At 70.1% G+C, this 15,980-nt stretch carries 22 protein-coding genes; 12 read left to right on the top strand and 10 right to left on the bottom strand.

What is annotated here, in order from left to right:
* The first annotated feature begins 134 nt into the window (after nt 1–134).
* Nucleotides 135–551 (top strand): hypothetical protein, encoded by a 417-nt coding sequence (locus I8E28_RS19665; protein ID WP_200789916.1) that lies wholly within the window; start codon nt 135–137, stop codon nt 549–551.
* Nucleotides 552–723: 172 nt separating this feature from the next.
* On the opposite strand, the gene I8E28_RS19660 is transcribed toward I8E28_RS19665, so the two are convergent.
* Nucleotides 724–1,380 carry a class II aldolase/adducin family protein gene (locus I8E28_RS19660; protein WP_200789915.1) on the bottom strand — a complete coding sequence of 219 codons (657 nt, stop codon included), beginning with the start codon at nt 1,378–1,380 and terminating at the stop codon, nt 724–726.
* Nucleotides 1,377–2,663 carry a 3-oxo-tetronate kinase gene (otnK, locus tag I8E28_RS19655; protein WP_200789914.1) on the bottom strand — a complete coding sequence of 429 codons (1,287 nt, stop codon included), beginning with the start codon at nt 2,661–2,663 and terminating at the stop codon, nt 1,377–1,379. The genes I8E28_RS19660 and otnK overlap by 4 nt, the downstream gene beginning before the upstream one ends.
* Before the next feature lie 53 nt (nt 2,664–2,716).
* Here otnK and I8E28_RS19650 point away from each other — a divergent pair, with 53 nt between their 5' ends.
* The 3 genes from I8E28_RS19650 (at nt 2,717) to I8E28_RS19640 (ending at nt 5,143) form a co-directional block, all read left to right on the top strand.
* Nucleotides 2,717–3,178, top strand: a complete 462-nt coding sequence (locus I8E28_RS19650) for a hypothetical protein (protein WP_200789913.1) — start codon at nt 2,717–2,719, stop codon at nt 3,176–3,178.
* A 13-nt stretch (nt 3,179–3,191) separates the two neighbouring features.
* A complete protein-coding gene (locus tag I8E28_RS19645; RefSeq protein ID WP_200789912.1) occupies nt 3,192–3,914 on the top strand; it encodes an ABC transporter substrate-binding protein in 723 nt (240 codons plus the stop codon).
* Between the two features lie 116 nt (nt 3,915–4,030).
* Nucleotides 4,031–5,143, top strand: coding sequence for an ABC transporter substrate-binding protein (locus I8E28_RS19640; RefSeq protein ID WP_200789911.1), 1,113 nt, complete (start codon nt 4,031–4,033; stop codon nt 5,141–5,143).
* Here I8E28_RS19640 and I8E28_RS19635 read toward each other — a convergent pair whose 3' ends face one another.
* On the bottom strand, nt 5,144–5,947 hold the full coding sequence (locus I8E28_RS19635; RefSeq protein ID WP_338050807.1) for a metallophosphoesterase: 804 nt from the start codon (nt 5,945–5,947) through the stop codon (nt 5,144–5,146). It lies immediately after the preceding gene.
* Between the two features lie 167 nt (nt 5,948–6,114).
* Nucleotides 6,115–7,521, bottom strand: a complete 1,407-nt coding sequence (locus tag I8E28_RS19630) for an amidase (protein WP_200789909.1) — start codon at nt 7,519–7,521, stop codon at nt 6,115–6,117.
* 208 nt (nt 7,522–7,729) lie between these two features.
* Here I8E28_RS19630 and I8E28_RS19625 point away from each other — a divergent pair, with 208 nt between their 5' ends.
* From I8E28_RS19625 to I8E28_RS19600, 6 genes are all read left to right on the top strand, one after another.
* Nucleotides 7,730–7,921, top strand: a complete 192-nt coding sequence (locus tag I8E28_RS19625) for a hypothetical protein (protein ID WP_200789908.1) — start codon at nt 7,730–7,732, stop codon at nt 7,919–7,921.
* Between the two features lie 197 nt (nt 7,922–8,118).
* Entirely contained in the window at nt 8,119–8,583 is a 465-nt protein-coding gene (aac(6'), locus tag I8E28_RS19620) for an aminoglycoside 6'-N-acetyltransferase (RefSeq protein WP_200789907.1), read from the top strand.
* Nucleotides 8,580–8,975, top strand: a complete 396-nt coding sequence (locus tag I8E28_RS19615) for a GNAT family N-acetyltransferase (protein ID WP_338050806.1) — start codon at nt 8,580–8,582, stop codon at nt 8,973–8,975. The genes aac(6') and I8E28_RS19615 overlap by 4 nt, the downstream gene beginning before the upstream one ends.
* A 74-nt stretch (nt 8,976–9,049) precedes the next feature.
* Nucleotides 9,050–9,412, top strand: coding sequence for a VOC family protein (locus I8E28_RS19610; protein WP_200789906.1), 363 nt, complete (start codon nt 9,050–9,052; stop codon nt 9,410–9,412).
* A gap of 18 nt (nt 9,413–9,430) precedes the next feature.
* Nucleotides 9,431–9,883: an HIT family protein gene (locus I8E28_RS19605; RefSeq protein WP_200789905.1), complete on the top strand. Its 453-nt coding sequence runs from the start codon at nt 9,431–9,433 to the stop codon at nt 9,881–9,883.
* 10 nt (nt 9,884–9,893) lie between these two features.
* On the top strand, nt 9,894–10,337 hold the full coding sequence (locus I8E28_RS19600) for an NUDIX hydrolase (RefSeq protein WP_200789904.1): 444 nt from the start codon (nt 9,894–9,896) through the stop codon (nt 10,335–10,337).
* 171 nt (nt 10,338–10,508) lie between these two features.
* Here the strand turns inward: I8E28_RS19600 and I8E28_RS19595 are convergent, their stop codons facing one another.
* The 3 genes from I8E28_RS19595 to nthA are packed head-to-tail and all read right to left on the bottom strand — an operon-like array spanning nt 10,509 to nt 12,150.
* Nucleotides 10,509–10,874 (bottom strand): nitrile hydratase accessory protein, encoded by a 366-nt coding sequence (locus tag I8E28_RS19595; protein ID WP_200789903.1) that lies wholly within the window; start codon nt 10,872–10,874, stop codon nt 10,509–10,511.
* Entirely contained in the window at nt 10,871–11,533 is a 663-nt protein-coding gene (gene nthB, locus I8E28_RS19590; RefSeq protein WP_200789902.1) for a nitrile hydratase subunit beta, read from the bottom strand. The genes I8E28_RS19595 and nthB overlap by 4 nt, the downstream gene beginning before the upstream one ends.
* Nucleotides 11,530–12,150, bottom strand: a complete 621-nt coding sequence (gene nthA / locus I8E28_RS19585; protein WP_200789901.1) for a nitrile hydratase subunit alpha — start codon at nt 12,148–12,150, stop codon at nt 11,530–11,532. Before nthA ends, nthB begins: the two co-directional genes overlap by 4 nt.
* A 261-nt stretch (nt 12,151–12,411) precedes the next feature.
* Here nthA and I8E28_RS19580 point away from each other — a divergent pair, with 261 nt between their 5' ends.
* Both I8E28_RS19580 and I8E28_RS19575 read left to right on the top strand, forming a co-directional pair.
* Nucleotides 12,412–13,062, top strand: coding sequence for a hypothetical protein (locus I8E28_RS19580; protein ID WP_200789900.1), 651 nt, complete (start codon nt 12,412–12,414; stop codon nt 13,060–13,062).
* Nucleotides 13,059–13,265, top strand: a complete 207-nt coding sequence (locus I8E28_RS19575; protein ID WP_200789899.1) for a hypothetical protein — start codon at nt 13,059–13,061, stop codon at nt 13,263–13,265. Before I8E28_RS19580 ends, I8E28_RS19575 begins: the two co-directional genes overlap by 4 nt.
* Before the next feature lie 70 nt (nt 13,266–13,335).
* On the opposite strand, the gene I8E28_RS19570 is transcribed toward I8E28_RS19575, so the two are convergent.
* From I8E28_RS19570 to I8E28_RS19560, 3 genes are read right to left on the bottom strand one after another with little or no spacing between them, the layout of a single operon-like run.
* The gene (locus I8E28_RS19570) at nt 13,336–14,154 is read right to left on the bottom strand and encodes an ABC transporter ATP-binding protein (protein ID WP_200789898.1); all 819 of its coding nucleotides are present in this window, start codon (nt 14,152–14,154) and stop codon (nt 13,336–13,338) included.
* The gene (locus I8E28_RS19565; protein ID WP_420850245.1) at nt 14,133–15,002 is read right to left on the bottom strand and encodes an ABC transporter permease; all 870 of its coding nucleotides are present in this window, start codon (nt 15,000–15,002) and stop codon (nt 14,133–14,135) included. The genes I8E28_RS19570 and I8E28_RS19565 overlap by 22 nt, the downstream gene beginning before the upstream one ends.
* Nucleotides 15,003–15,030: 28 nt before the next feature.
* Nucleotides 15,031–15,975 (bottom strand): ABC transporter substrate-binding protein, encoded by a 945-nt coding sequence (locus I8E28_RS19560; protein WP_200789896.1) that lies wholly within the window; start codon nt 15,973–15,975, stop codon nt 15,031–15,033.
* Nucleotides 15,976–15,980: the final 5 nt, after the last annotated feature.

Genomic DNA, 15,980 nt, shown 5'->3' with positions numbered 1-15,980 from the left:
CACCAGCAAGGGCTCGCAGTGCTCGCGCAGCGTTCACCTGAACTTTGCCGGAGCGATACACGGCGCGGCTCCGCGTTCAGGAACGGTTCAATGCCCCGCTCGCACCATCGAGGCTCCTAACCAAGGAGTGATCCATGCAAAGCGTCTTCACCACCAAGTCCATCGTCGCCGTCGCCATCGCGCTCGGCAGCCTCGCCGCTGCCACGGGCGCGCGGGCCCAGGGCATCGGGGACGCCATCATCTCCGTGACCGTGGGCACCCCGGTGCGCCATGCGCCGGTGGTCGTGCAGCCCGCCCCGGTGGTCGTGCACCAGGCCCCGGTCCACGTGCGGCCCGCGCCGGTGCCGGTGCAGCCGCGCTACGTGCAGGCGCCCGTGCGCCGCGTCGACCAGCGCGGCGCCTGGGGCGACGCCGACCGCGACGGCATCCCGAACCGCTACGACCGCCGCGACGATCGCCGTGTCGCGCTCAACGGCCCGTGGGGCGATGCCGACCGCGACGGCGTGGCCAACCGCTACGACCGCGCGCCGTACAACCCGCGATTCCGCTGAGCGTAGCGCCCTTCACTGCGTTCGGGCTGGCTAGCTTCAACGCAGAGGGAAGACAGAAGAGGGGGCAGAAGGCGCAGAAGGAGACACATTCACCGTCTTCTTCCGTGTCTTCTGCCCCCTTTCTGCGTCCTCTGCGTTGAGATCCAAGGCGAAGCGCAGCGTGCCGCCCAACTCAACAAGCCGCACCGAACGCGTCGCGCAGCTCCTGGATCTGGGCGGCGCCGAGCGGCTCGGGCTTGGGCTGCGCGAGCAGCCACAGCTTGGCCGTCTCTTCCAGTTCCTCCAGCACGGCCATCGCCTGCGCGGGCGTGTCGTGCCACACGTTGGGGCCGAGGCGCGCGAGCATCACGGCGCGGATCGGTGCGCCGGCCTGGCGCGCACGCTCGATGTGCGCCGCGACGAGGTCGCCGACGGCGGGATCGCCGGGGCGGTGGTACGGCACCACGGGCACGTGGCCGACCTTCATCACGAAGTAAGGGGTGATCGGCGGCAGCAGGTCGCCGTCGACGGGTCGCAGCGTGAGCGCGACGCAATGCGTGCTGTGCGTGTGGATCACGCAGCGCGTGGCAGCGCCGGCGGCGTCGTAGATGCGCCGGTGAAGCGCCAGCGTCTTGCTGGCGCGGTCGCCCGCCACCTGCTGGCCCTGCGCGTCCACCTTGGCCAGCTTCACCGGGTCGAGGAAACCCAGGCAGGCCTCGGTCGGCGTGATCAGGAAGCTGCCGTCCTCGAGGCGCACGCTGACGTTGCCGGCCGTCGCGTGCACATAGCCGCGCTCGAACAGGCTGCGGCCGACGCGGCAGATCTCGTCGCGCGCCTGCGTTTCGGTCATGCGAGCACCTCGAACGCGCGGGTGAAGAAGTCGGGGCCGCCGAAGTTGCCGGACTTCAGCGCGAGGTGCACGTCGGCGTCGCAGGCCGTCGCACGCGCGTGGCACCACGGCACGCCCGGATCGATCTGGGGACCGATGCGCATCTGCCGCACGCCCAGCGCCTGCACCGCGGCGCCGCTGGTTTCGCCACCCGCGACGACGAGCTGGCGGACGCCCTGGTCCACCAAACCCTTGGCGATGGCGGCGAGGACGCGCTCGACCATGGCGCCGGCTTCGGCGACGCCGAGTCGCGTTTGCACGGACTTCACGGCATCAGGGTCCGCCGTGGAATAGACGAGCAGTGGCGACGACATGGATTCCGGCTTTCGCCGGAATGACAAGTGGAAGGCGAGGGCCTCGCCCACGACGTCGTCACCGGGCGCCAGGCGCAGCGGATCGATCGCGAACGCAGCGCCGCCGGCGGCGACGAAGCGCCGGACCTGCTCGTTCGTGGCCGTCGAGCAGCTGCCCGAGACGACGGCGCGCGTGCCCTGCGCGGGCGGCAGCTGAGCGGCGCTCGCCGAAGGTTGCAGGCCGTGGTTCTGCGGCAATCCGATCGCGACGCCGGAACCCGCAACCACCAGTTTCGCGTCGGCGATGGCGCGGCCCAGCGTGCGCAGGTCGTCGTCCGCGACCGCATCCACGATGCCGAAGCGCACGCCTTCGGCTTGCAGCGCCGCGATGCGCGAGCGGACCGCTTCGGCGCCACGGCGCACGACGGCGTGATCGACCAGGCCAACTTTCTCGCGCGCGCACTGCGCCTGCATCACGCGAACGAGATTCGCGTCGGTCATCGGCGTGAGCGGGTGGTGCCGCATGCCGGAATCACTCAGCAGCACGTCGCCGACGAACAGGTGGCCCTTGTAGACCGTGCGCGCGTTTTCCGGGAAGGCCGGCGTCACGCAGCAGAAGGGCGCATCCAGCGCCTGCATCAACGCCTCGGCCACCGGGCCGATGTTGCCCTGCGGCGTCGAGTCGAAGGTGGAGCAGACCTTGAAGTACACCTGCCGGCAGCCCTGCGCCTGCAGCCAGCGCAGCGCCTCGAGCGACCGCGTGACGGCTTCGTGCGACGGGATCGTGCGCGACTTCAGCGCGACGACGACCGCATCGACGCAGTCGATCGGCGCGTCCGGCACGCCGATGGACTGCACGACGCGCATGCCGGCGCGCACGAGGTTGTTCGCCAGGTCGGTGGCGCCGGTGAAATCGTCGGCGATGCAGCCGAGGAGCAGGGGAGTGGCCATGGTGGGGGCGTGCCGGCGGAATGATCGCATGCCGGCACAGGCATGATGCTGCCATGAGGACAGTCCTTGGCCTGGCGGCGCTGGCCGCCCTCCTGGTCGCAACGCCGGTGCGGGCGCAAGTCCTTCCCGGCGGCGCGCAACTGGGCATGACGCCGGAGCAGTTGCAGCAGGCCGTGCCGACCTTGCGTGCCGAGCGGGCGCGCGCGCCCCGCGGCTTCACGGCCGCGTGGTCGGCGACGGGCATCGACCTGGCCGGCGTGCCGCTCACCGCATCGTTCGCGATGGCCGACGGCCAGGTGCAGCGCATCGAGTACCTCGCCGCGCCAGCCGCGTACGACGCGCTCCTGCAGTGGGGCCGCGCGACGTTCGGCCCGGAGATGGCATCCAACGGGCCCGAGGGCCAGTACGCATCGTGGTCGAACGACGCGCTGGACGCATACCTGCAGCGAACGGACGGCTCGCCGGTGCGGCTGGTCGTGAAGCGGCGCATCCTGAAGGACGCCAGCGAGCTGTAGGCAGAATCCGCGCATGACGAGCTCGCCGTTCTCCGCCACCGGCCGCCTGCGCGCCGCCATCAACACCGGCAACGCCGTGCTCGCGCGCAAGGACGGCGACAGCGCGCGCGGCGTGTCCGTCGATCTCGCCACCGAGTTCGGGAAGCGGCTCGGCGTGCCGCTCGAGCTGGTGGTCGTCGACACGGCGGCGAAGTCGGTGGACGCCATCGCGAACGGGCAGGCCGACATCGGCTTCTTCGCCATCGACCCCAAGCGCGGCGAGCAGATCGCGTTCACGCCGTCCTACGTCGTCATCGAAGGCGCGTACCTGGTGAAGGACGCATCGCCGCTGCGCGCGAACGAGGAGGTCGATCGTGCCGGCACGCGCGTGGTCGTCGGCAACGGCAGCGCGTACGACCTGTTCCTCACGCGCGAGATGAAGCAGGCGACGATCGTGCGCGCGCCTTCCGCGCCTGCCGTCGTGGACCACTTCCTGCAGCACGGCGCCGATGTCGCCGCGGGCGTGCGCCAGCAACTGGAGATCGACATGCACCGCCACGGCGGGCTGCGCCTGCTGCCGGGACGCTTCATGCAGATCCGGCAGGCGATGGGCTGCCCGAAAGCGTTCGGCGCGGAAGCCGCGCGCATGCTGGCGCTGTTCGTCGAGGAGATGAAGGCGTCCGGCTTCGTCGCGCAAGCGCTCGCGCGCCACGGTGTCGACGGCGTCGCGATCGCGCCCGCCGAAGCGATCGGCTGACGCGACGTCGCGCCGGCACCACGTTGTCGTGCGGCTGCGCCGCAGGTGTGACTTCCGCCCTCGCTTGCTGAAGTGCTCTTGCCGATCATTGCAGGTCGTCCATTCCATCGACCTGCATGCAAGCTCCCCTGCGTTCCTTCCTCGCCGGCACCGCGCTGTGCCTGTCCCTGTGCTCCGCGCACGCGCAATTGCTGATCGGCCAGACGGCCGGCTTTTCCGGCACCGTCGCCGCCGGCGTGAAGGAGACCACCGACGGCGCCAAGCTCTGGATCAACGCGGTCAACGCCAGGGGCGGCGTGAACGGCCAGAAGATCGAGCTGCTGCAGCTGGACGACAAGTTCGATCCCAAGCTCACGCCCGGCAACGCGCGTGTGCTGGTCGAAGAGAAGAACGTGCTGGCGCTGTTCCTCACGCGCGGCACGCCGACGTCGGAATCGCTGCTGCCCTTGCTGGAGAAGCACAGGATTGCGCTGGTCGCGCCGTCCACGGGCGCGATGTCGCTGCACCAGCCGGTCAACAAGTACGTGTTCAACGTGCGCGCGACCTACCAGCGCGAGGCCGAGAAGGCGCTCGACCACCTGGTGAACCTCGGCATGACGAAGATCGCGCTCGTGGTCGCCGACGATTCGTTCGGCCAGGACGCGAAGAAAGGCGCCGTGCGCAGCTTCGAGCGCGCCAAGCTGCAGCCGGTGCTGGACCTGAAGGTCGACCGCCAGAAGCCGAACTACGCCGAGATCATCCCGGCGCTGGAGAAGGCCGAGGCGCAGGCGGTGATGTGGATCGGCTCCGGCAACACCGTGGCCGAAGGCATCAAGGCGCTGCGCAGCGCGGGGTCGGTGACGCAGGTGGTCACGCTGTCGAACAACGCGTCGTCGGGGTTCGTGAAGAGCCTGGGCGACCACGCGCGCGGCATCGTCATCAGCCAGGTGTTCCCGAACGAACGCTCGATCAGCTCGCCGATGGTGCGCGAGGCCATGGAGCTGGCCAAGGCCAACGGCCTCGAGGTGTCGCCCGCGATGCTCGAGGGTTTCGCCGCCGCCAAGGTGCTGGTGGAAGGCCTGCGCCGCGCGGGCAAGAGCCCGACACGCGCCGGGGTGGTCGCCGCGCTGGAGTCGATCCAGAAGTACGACATCGGTGGCCTCGAGGTGAGCTTCTCGCCGACCGACCACACCGGGCTGGACTTCGCCGACCTGGCGATCATCGGCGCGGACGGCAAGTTCCGCCGCTGATCACCCCGCGGCGGCGCCCACCACCAGCAGCACCCACTCGGGCCGTGCGTTGAAGCGCACCGGCAGGATGCTGGTGCCCAGGCCGCTGGTCACCCAGGCCTGCAGCCCGCGGTGGTCGACCCAGCCGTACGACCACGAGCGTGGCGCGCGGCCGGGCGTGATCAGCGCGCCATGACCCGGCAAGCGCACCTGCCCCGCATGCATGTGCCCCGCCACCGCGAGGCCTTGCACGGCGGGAAGGTCCAGCAGGCTCGCTGGATCGTGCATGACGACGAGCGCGTGCGCGCGGGGCGGCACCGCGGCCACCGTGCGCACCGGGTTCGAGTGGCCCGTCATGTGGTCGCCGATGCCGGCCACCCACAGGCCGGCGTCGATTTCGCGCGCATCGTTCTCGAGCACCTGGATGCCCCGGCGCTTCAGCGCCTCGGCGACGGCGGGACCGTCGGCCCACCAGTCATGGTTGCCGAGCACCGCGTACACGCCCAGCGGCGCACGCAGCTTGCCCAGCACTGCCGCGATCTCCTGCGCGTCCGGCTCGCCGCGCGAAGCCGGATCGCCATCGCCGGCGATGAAGTCGCCCGGCAGCAGCACGACGTCGGGATTCGCCGCGTTGATCTGCGCCACGATGGCCGCGGCGCGGTCCAAGGTCATTGCGCCGAGCGGACGGCGCGTGATGTGCCAGTCACTCGCGACGGCGACCTTGAGCGGCGGCCGCGACCAGCCGGGCACGCTGGCTTCGATGCGTCGTGTGGCGGTCCAGCGCGGCTCCACGCCCACCGCATAGACCGCGAGCAGCGCGAGCACCAGGAACGTCCAACCTATCCACCTCCGTCGCCGCGCTGTTTTCATGGGCGGGATGGTAACGACGGCCTCGTCGTCGCCGCGGAGGCGGAGACCCACCGCTTCCCGCCCCCGACGCTGCGCATGGTGGGAGCGATGGATTCCCGCCTTCGCGGAAATGACGAGTCCCGTTATGCCACCGCCGGCCGCGGGATCGGCCGGATCGCCTCGTACGCGGCGGCGGCGCGCAGCACCAGTTCGTCGCGGAACATCGGCCCGACGAACTGCACGCCGATCGGCAGGCCGTCGCGCGTGAGGCCGCAGGGCACGGTGCACGCGGGTTGCTGCGTCAGGTTGAAAGGGTAGCTGAAGGGTGTCCAGCCAAGCATGGCCTCGGGCGTCATCGGCACCGAGCCGGGTTCGCGGATGGCGAAAGCGGGAATGGCGGTCGACGGCGTGAGGAGCAGGTCGTAGCGCTGCATGAACTGCCGCATGTGCGACCCGAGCGCGCCGCGGCGCAGGTGCAGTTGCTGCACGTGCAGCGCGCTGAGCTGGCTGCCCAGCAGCGCTTCGGCGCGGAAGTCCGGGTCGGTGCGTTCCTGCTGCGCGGGCGTGAGCGTGTTCCACACCGTCCACGCACCGACGAACCAGAGTCCGGTCGTGATCTCCAGCGGGTCCTCGATGCCGGGGTCCACTTCCTCGACGATCGCGCCGGCGGCCTCGACGGAGCGCGCAGCGGCCTGCACGGCGTCCGCGACTTCCGCATCCACCTTCGCATAGCCCAGGCGCGGGGAGAACGCGACGCGCAAGCCGGAGAAGCCTTCGGTCAGGGTCGCGGTGTAGTCGAGGATGTCCGGCGGCAGCGACGTCCAGTCCCGCGCGTCCGGGCGCTTCATCAGGTTCATCGCCATCGCGGCGTCGCGCACGTCCATCGTGTGCGGCCCGAGGTGGGCGACGGTGCCGAACGGCGACAGCGGATACGCGGGCACGCGGCCGAAGCTGGGTTTCAGGCCGAAGTTGCCGCAGAACGCGGCCGGGATCCGCACCGAACCGGCGCCATCGGTGCCCACCGCGATCGGCCCCATGCCCAGGGCGACCGCCGCGGCCGCGCCACCCGACGACCCGCCGGGCGTGCGATCGCGATTCCACGGGTTGCGCGTGATGCCGGTGCGCGCCGAGTTGGTCTCGCCCTTGCAGCCGAATTCCGGCGTCGCGGTCTTGCCCAGGATGACGCAGCCGGCTTCGCGCAGGCGCGCCGTGACGGGCGCGTCGACGTCCCAAGGCTGGTTCTCGTCGACCGTGAAGCTGCCTCGAAGCGTGGGCAGGCCCTTGGTGAGGATCAGGTCCTTGATCGACACCGGCACGCCGTCCAGCGCGTCGAGCGGCGCCTTGCCGCGCCACCGCGCTTCGCTCGCCCGCGCGGCGGCGAGCGCGCCTTCGTGGTCGACGCGCACGAAGGCCTTGTACTCGGGGTTGAGGCGGTCGATGCGCGCCAGCGCGGCCCGCGTCGCGTCCACGGGCGAGGCTTCACCGCTCCAGTACAGCCGCGACAGCAGGTGCGCGGGCGCGTCGGCCAGGTCGGTAGGCTGCGGTGCCATGCGTGCTCCTGCTGTGCGCGGGGGGAACCCAGACTAGCACCGGATCCCCTGGCCGCGAAGGAGGGAATCCAGCGGTTGGCCATTCACGATCGGGTCGGCACAGGCCCTGGTGGGCCGACAACTTCCCCCAACCAGCCGATACAACCCGGTAACACATCTCTGTTAGGGTTCCTCCCCACAACGCACAACGATTTCACGGGGGATCTCCTTGTTCAACATCGGCTTCTGGTGGCTCGTCGCTTCCGCCCTCGTCGGCCTGGCCTTGGCCGGCGACATGGGCCTGACCGACGGCGCTGGCCGCTTCGTCCTGACCACCGCGCTGCCGGTGGCCGCCATCGGCTTCACCGTGCAGGTGCTGCTGCAGCGCGTGCTGCGCCAGCGCGGGCAACGGCGCAACTGATCCCGCGCCGCCTGCGGGCGGCGCCTTTCGCGCCTTTCCTCCTGCGTTTCGGCACCGTCACCTGGGGGGCGCCCGGGCCGCCACGCTGGGCGCCGGCGTGCCGATGCGCTATGGTCGGCTCCGTTCCTGGGGAGACCCGTCATGCCGTCTGCGAGCGCCGCTGCCCTCGCTTCATTCATCGCCGGGACCCTCCTAGGATGAACGGACCCCCGAGATCCAGCGACATCCTGCCGGCCGACGCATGGCAGCGACGGTGGCTCGACTTGCGTCAGCAACTCTGGCCGCACTGCACGGCCGACGAGCACCTCGCGGAGATGGAGCAATTCGTCGCCGACCCGGGTCGCTTTGCCCAGTTCCTCGCGTTCGGCGCCCCGGACGAGGCGATCGGCCTCGTCGAAGTCGCGCTTCGGCACGACCATGTGAATGGAACGCAGACGTCGCCGGTCGCTTTCCTCGAAGGCATCTACGTCGTTCCCCACGCAAGGCGCTCAGGCGTCGCGCGCCGGCTCGTGGCTGCGGCCGAGCAGTGGGCGCTCGATCGTGGCTGCGCGGAATTCGCTTCCGATGCGCGGCTCGAGAACATTGCCAGCCATGCGATGCACGCGGCCCTTGGCTTCGTCGAAACGGAGAGGGTCGTGTATTTCAGGAAAGTCCTCACGTGACGACCATACGTCCCATCACGGCGGTCGAACTCGAACCGGCGCGGCTCCTTCTCGCCGCCAACGATTGGGGCCCGCGCGTGCAGGACCCGGCGGTGTTCCAGGAACTCGTCGCACGCTCGCAAGTCGCGCTCGTTGCGGTCGGCGGCGATGGCGAGGTGATCGGCTTCCTGCGCGCACTCACCGACGGCATCTTCAATGGCTATATCTCGATGGTCGTCGTTGCCGAAGCGCACCGCGGCCGCGGCGTGGGCAAGGCGCTCGTCGAAGCCGCGATGGGAAGCGATCCGAAGATGACGTGGGTGCTGCGCTCGCGCCAGCCGGTGTCCGGGTTCTACGAGAAGCTCGGGTTCAACCGGTCCGAAGTCGCGATGGAGCGGCCCGGGCGGCGGTGACGTGGCTGCGCGACACGCAACTGGCATGCACGGGCGAACTGCGATAGCGTCGCGCTCCTCGTTGCGGAGCTTCCATGAAACGTGTGACCGGCATCGGCGGCATCTTCTTCCAGGCCAGGGACCCCGTGGCCCTGCGCGGCTGGTACCAGCGCCACCTCGGCATCGACGTGCTCGCCTGGGGCGGTGCGGCGTTCCCGTGGTCCGATCCGGGCGGGTCCACCATCTGGTCCGTCGGTGCCGAAACCTTCGGCCCGAACAAGGTGCCGTTCATGATCAATTACCGCGTCGACGACGTGCGCACGCTGGTCAAGGTCCTGAAGGACGAAGGCTGCGACGTCCTGGACAAGGTCGACGAGTCCGAGTACGGCGTCTTCGGCTGGGTGGTCGATCCCGAGGGCAACAAGGTGGAGCTATGGCAACCGCCGCGGGAGCAGTGACTTCGTGAGCCGGATCTGATGCCCGCCTGGTCCCACCCCGAACGCTGGCAGGCGCTGTGCTCCGGCGAAGCCTGCCCGATCTGCCGCCGCAAGCAGCCGCTCGACGTCGTCGCGCGCCTCGAGGCATCGTGGCTCACGATGCAGGAGCACGCGGCCGTGCGCGGCTACGCATGCCTGGTCGCGCGCACGCACGCCGTCGACCTGCACGACCTGCCGCCCGACGAGGCCGCGGCCTTCATGCGGGACGCGCAGCGCGTCTCGCGCGTGCTGGCCGAAGCGACCGGTGCCGTGAAGATGAACTACGAGATCCACGGCAACACGCTGCCGCACCTGCACATGCACTTCTACCCGCGCTTCGCCGGCGACGCGTTCGAAGGCGTGCCGATCGACCCGCTGTCGATCCCGGGCTATGTGTACGAACGCGGGGAGTTCGCCGCGCTGCGTGATGCGGTGGTCCGCGGACTCGGTTGAGCAGCGTTCTATGGCTGATGCCTGGCGGCTGAAGGCCTGTCCCGTCGTGCTGCGCGGCACCGGTCGCGTCGAGGTGCTCGCGTTCGAGCACCCGCTCGCGGGCTTGCAACTGGTCAAGGGAAGCGTCGAAGCTAGCGAGACGGCGGCGCAGGCCGCGGTGCGCGAACTGCGGGAAGAGAGCGGCGTCGTGGCGCACGTCGTCGCCGACCTCGGCACCTGGGATGCGGGTTTCGAGCAGCAGCGCTGGTCGCTGTCCCTGTGCGAACCGCACGCCCCCTTGCCGGATGGGTGGGTGCACCAGAGCGCCGGCGACGAAGGGCATGCGTACCGCTTCTTCTGGCACCCGCTCGGGCAGCCGCCATCGGACGACTGGCACGACGTCTACCGGCGCGCGTTGGCGCACATCGCGCAATGGCTGCGAGATGCCGGATCTCACTCGACCTTGAAGCTGTAGAGCACCGGGAAGAACATCCGGCACGGCTGCCCGCACGAGGCGTACCTACGGAGGCCCGTCATTCCCGCGGAGGCGGGAATCCACCGCTTCCGGCTTCTGCGGAATCCAAGGATGGAAGCAATGGGTCCCCGCCTCCGCGGGGACGACGAAGGCCGCGCGGCGCCGGCGACGTCAGTGGAAGTCGCCCGCCTGCACCTCGATCGCCGCGCCGTGGGGCGTGCGTTCGGCGGCGTGTTCCCAGGCGTGCTGCCAGCGATGCAGTTCACGGGCGTCGGTCGCGCCCTTGCGCTTGACGATGTCCTCCAGCGCGGCGAGCCACTGGCGGTAGTAGGCGTCGCCGGGATCTTCATCGGGCTGGGCGGGCGACGACTTGATGTGCTCCCCGAACACCTGCGCCCACTCGGGCCAGGTGAAGACGCCGCGTGCGTTCAGTGCCACGGCCATCGCGAAGGCCTGCGCCTGCCACGGCGCGCCGAACACCGGGCCTTCGGCGTCGCAAGGAATGCCGGGCACCTCGGGCAACGCGCTGCTGCTCATGCGGCCTCCAGGTACGGTTGCCAGGCGTCGATCGACACGCGCAGGCCGGGCGCGGCGTCGTCGCCCCACAACTCGCGGCCGTCGAAGACGACCGTGTACAGCGGCTGCGGGTGCTCGCCCAGGCCCTGCCCGCTGGTGTCGGCGAACACGTGTGGGCCGTGCACGCGTTCGATCGTGCCGACCTTGCCGCGCGCGTAGCCGGGCAGGCGCGTGTGGTGCGGCACCTCGTGCGATCGCGTGCGCACCCGATCCCCCACGTTGAACGCGACTTGCACGCGCGCATCCGGCCGGTCGGTGGCCGAGCCGCGCGCCAGCGCCGCCGGCGTGTCCGCCGCACGCAGCACGCGCGCAAGTGGCTTGGCCGGCTGCAGCACCTGCGCCTGCGCGATCTCCTGTTCGGTGACCAGGCCGCGCTCGAGCATCAGCTTCTCCAGCGCGCCGATCCAGATCTGGTAGTAGCCCAGTTGCAGGTAGTCCGGCAGCGTCTCGCGCGCCGCGCGGCTCTGGTCGATGGTCCAGCTGCCGGTCGCGCCCATCGCGACGGTGATCGCCAGTGCCAGCGGTTCCCACGCTTCATGGAAGCCCTCGTTCTCGTCTTCCGGCACGACGCGGCCGAAGCCGGTTCGGCCGCCGAGGTCGGCGTGCGTGACGTAGCTCATGGTTGCCGTGGCAGTCCGGTGCCGATCATGGAATCGCGCGTGACGAGCTCCGCCAGCTGCGCCTCGTCGAGGTGGTCCGTGCCCTTGGGGCGCTGCGGCACGACCAGGTAGCGCACCTCGGCCGTGGAATCCCACACGCGCACTTCGGTGGTCTCGGGCAGCTGCAGGCCGAAGTCGGCGAGCACGCCGCGCGGGTCGCGGACCGCGCGCGACCGGTAGGGCGCGCTCTTGTACCAGACGGGCGGCAGGCCCAGCACCGGCCACGGGTAGCAGCTGCACAGCGTGCACACGACCATGTTGTGCACGGCGTCGGTGTTCTCGACCGCGACCATGTGCTCGCCCTGGCGACCGGTGTAGCCCAGCGAGGAGATCGCGGCTGTCGCGTCGCGCAGCAGCCACTCGCGGAACTGCGGGTCCGTCCATGACTTCGCGACCACGAGCGCACCGTTGCGCGGGCCGATCTTCGTCTGGTAGGTGTCGACGATGACGTCCAGCGCGGCGGGATCGACGTAGCCCTTCTGCGCGAGCACGGACTGCAGTGCGCGCACGCGGATCTCGGTCTCCGACAGCTCGGAATGCTCGTCGTGGTCGGGGTGATGGTGCTCGTGGCCTGCCATGCGAATGACTATACGCGCGGGTCGCGATGGGGCTCAGCGGTCGCAGTCTCAGCCACGGCGTGGCGTGCCCGCTGACGCGCGTGTCGGAGGCGCACCGACGGCGCGACGACATGGGAACAAAGAACATCCGCCCGTTCAACCTTGTCGTGGAGGCTGCGATGAAGCCGCTCGTCCGTTCCCTCACGCTGAGCCTGGTGCTCGGCGCCTTCGCCGCGACCGCGGCGCTGACCTGGCCCATTCAGGCGTATGCCTATTGGGGTGGTGGCGGTGGCGGCGGTGGTGGTGGAGGAGGTGGTGGAGGTGGTGGAGGGGGCGGTGGAGGAGGCGGTGGAGGAGGCGGTGGAGGAGGCGGTGGAGGAGGCGGCGGAGGGGGAGGTGGCGGAGGTGGCGGAGGTGGCGGCGGAGGCGGCGGCGGAGGTGGTGGTGCCGGCGGTGGTGGTGCTGGCGGCGGTGGTGCAGGCGGCGGTGGTGCAGGCGGCGGCGCAGGTGGTGGCGGCGCAGGCGGTGGCGGCGCAGGCGGCGGCGGCGCAGGCGGCGGCGGCGGCGGCGCAGGTGCAGGTGGCGGTGGCGCAGGTGCCGGCGGAGCTGGCGCAGGTGCGGGGGGTGCCGGCGCCGGTGCAGGCGCAGGTGGCGCAGGCGTCGGCAGTGCAGGCGCAGGTGCAGGCGTCGGCAGTGCAGGCGCGGGTGGCGCAGGCCCTGGTGCGGCCAGCGCCTCCGCCGGACCCGGTGCAGGCGCCGGTGCCGGCTCCGTCGGTGCGTCCGGCGGCGTGTCGGCATCCGTCGGTGTCGCGGCCTCGCCGGGCGCTGCTGCAGCGATCGGCCCGGCGACTGCTGCGGCGGTGTCGGCCGACTCCATCAGCGGCGGCGATGGCGGCGTCTCGGGCGCGAGTGGCGGAAGCGCCGCGGGCATGACCGCGCAACGCCGCGTGATGCCCGTGATGGCCGCAACCGTGGCACCGTCGGTGAACAGCACGGCGGTGATGGGCGCTGCGCCCGCGCCGGTCGCGCAGTCGCGCATCGTCGGCGACCCCTTGCCGCCGCTCGGCATGGAGCGCTACTACCCCAACGGCATCCCGCCGTTGCGGCCGGAGTTCATGGATCCGAACCGGCGTTGAAGCGACCCGTCGCGGCGAAGGCCCATCCATGCTTGACCATGGATTCCGGCGTTCGCCGGAATGCCAGGTCCTAGACCAACCCCGCCGCCCGCTGCACCTCGACGCGGATCTCCTCCATCAGCGTGGCCTTCAGCTCGGCGAACGGCGGCGTGGTCTTCATCGCGTAGTGGCGGGGGTGCGGCAGCGGCACCGGGATGTCGCACTTGATGCGGCCTGGCCGCGCGCTCATGACGACGACGCGGCTGCCCATGAAGATGGCTTCGTCGATGTCGTGCGTGACGAACAGCACCGTCTTGCGCTCGGCTTCCCAGATGCCCAGCAGCAGTTCCTGCATCAGCTCGCGCGTCTGGTGGTCCAGCGCGCCGAACGGTTCGTCCATCAGCAGGATGCGCGGGTCGTTGGCCAAAGCGCGGGCGAGCGCGGTGCGCTGCTGCATGCCGCCGGACAGCTGCTTCGGATAGTGGTGCTCGAAGCCCTTCAGGCCCACCCTGGCGATGAAGGGATGCGCGATGTCCAGCTGCTGCTGCAGCGGCAAGCCTTTCTCGCGCAGGCCGAAGCACACGTTCTGCAGCACCGTCAGCCAGGGGAACAGCGTGTAGCTCTGGAACACCATCCCGCGATCCGCGCCGGGGCCGGCCACCGGACGGCCATCCAGCTCGATCGCCCCCGACGTCGGGGTGTCCAGCCCCGCGACCATGCGCAGCAGCGTGCTCTTGCCGCAGCCCGAGGGGCCGAGGATGGTGATGAAGTCGTTCTCCGCCACCGCGAGGTCGGTGGCCTGCAGGGCGACGGTGCCGCCCGCGAACGTCCTGGCGACGCCGCGGATCGACAGCACGTCGCCGGCGGGCGCGGCCTGCGCACGTGCGATCAGCGGCTCAACTGCGCCCATGGATACAGCTTCCGGTTGAAGGCCTTGAAGGCGAAGTCGGTGACCAGGCCGATCAGGCCGATGACGATGATCCCGAAGATGATGTTGTCGGTGGCCAGCAGCGCCTGGCTGTCGGTGATCATGTGGCCGATGCCGCTGGACGCGCCGATCAGCTCGGCGACGATGACGTAGGTCCAGGCCCAGCCGAGCACCATGCGCAGCGTCTCGGCGATCTCGGGCGCCGACGAGGGCAGCAGCACGCGCAGCACGATGCCGCGGTCCTGCGAGCCGAGCGTGTACGCCGCTTCGACCAGGTCACGCCGCGTGTTGCCGACGCTGACGGCGATCATCAGCACCAGCTGGAAGAACGAGCCGATGAAGATGACCGACAGCTTCTGCGCCTCGCCGATGCCGGCCCACAGGATCAGCAGCGGGATGAACGCCGACGCCGGCAGGTAGCGCGCGAAGCTCACGAAGGGCTCGAAGAACGCTTCGACGCCCTTGTACGCGCCCATCAGCACGCCGAGCGGCACGGCGATGACGGCGGCGATGAGGAAGCCCCCGACCACGCGCCACACCGTCATGCCGATGTCCCTGGCGAAGCCGAAGTCGGTGAGCAGCGTCCAGCCCGACTTCACCATCGTCAGCGGATCGGCAAGGAATTGCTTGGGCACCACGCCGCCGAACGTGACGGCCGCCCAGACGACGAAGAAGAGGACGAAGAACGACACGCCGAGGACGACGCGCGAGCGGGGGGAGACGGGGGCGAGGGGTTTCATGGGTCTGCACCGAGGCCATCTTCGTCGTCCCCGCGGAGGCGGGGACCCATCGCTTCCTTTCCCGCATGGAAGAGGGCGGAAGCGGTGGATTCCCGCCTTCGCGGGAATGACGGTGTGCTTACTTCAGGAACCGCGTATCCGCCAGCCTCGACAAATCCGGGATCGCCTTGATCACGCCGATCTCCAGCAGCAGGTCCGCGGCTTCCTTGCTGAACTGGCCGTGCTCGCCGGCGAAGAACTTCTGGTTCGCTTCGCGGTCCTGCCAGCGCAGGTACTTGGCGCTGTTCTCGAACGCCTCGGCCGACTGCTTCACGTCCGCGCCCATGATCTCGTACGACTTCTTCGGCTCCTTCCTGATCATGTCGACCGCCTCGAAGTAGCTGTCGGCCAGCGCCTTGGCCGCCTTCGGGTTGTCCTGCAGGAACTTGGGCGTGCAGCCGAAGGTGTCCATCACCATCGGGTAGTCGAGCGTGGTCGCGATGATCTTGCCGGCTTCCGGCTTGGCGCGCACGGCCGACAGGTAGGGCTCGTACGTCATCGCGGCGTCGATGTCGCTGGTGCCGGCGATCATCGCGTTGGCCGCGGGTTGCGGGCCCATGTTGACGACCTTGACGTCCTTCACCGACAGGCCGTTCTTCTTCAGCATCCACGCGAGGCCGAAGTAGCCGGCGGTGCCGGGCGCGTCGGCCGCGACGGTCTTGCCCTTGAGGTCCGCGATCTTCGCGATGGCGGGCTTGACGACCATGCCGTCGGCCCCGAAGGACTTGTCCAGCTGGAAGATCTGCGTGGTGGCGACGCCGTTGGCGTTCCACACGACCCAGGTCTCCACGGTGGTGGCGGCGCACTGCACGTCGCCCGAAGCGATGGCGAGGTGGCGGTCCTTCTGCGGGATCTTCTTGATCGACACGTCCAGGCCGTGCTTCTTGAAGATGCCCGCCTCCTTGGCAAGCGTGAGCGGCGCGAAGCCGGTCCAACCCGAAATGCCCACGGCGACCTTGGTCTCCTGGGCGTGCGCCGCCGCGGCGGCCACGGCGATCAACGAGAGTGCAAGCAGCTTCTTCATCGGTT

The sequence above is a fragment of the Ramlibacter algicola genome, from assembly GCF_016641735.1.
Lineage (GTDB): Bacteria > Pseudomonadota > Gammaproteobacteria > Burkholderiales > Burkholderiaceae_C > Ramlibacter > Ramlibacter algicola.
This window is presented reverse-complemented; position numbering and strand designations above follow the sequence as displayed.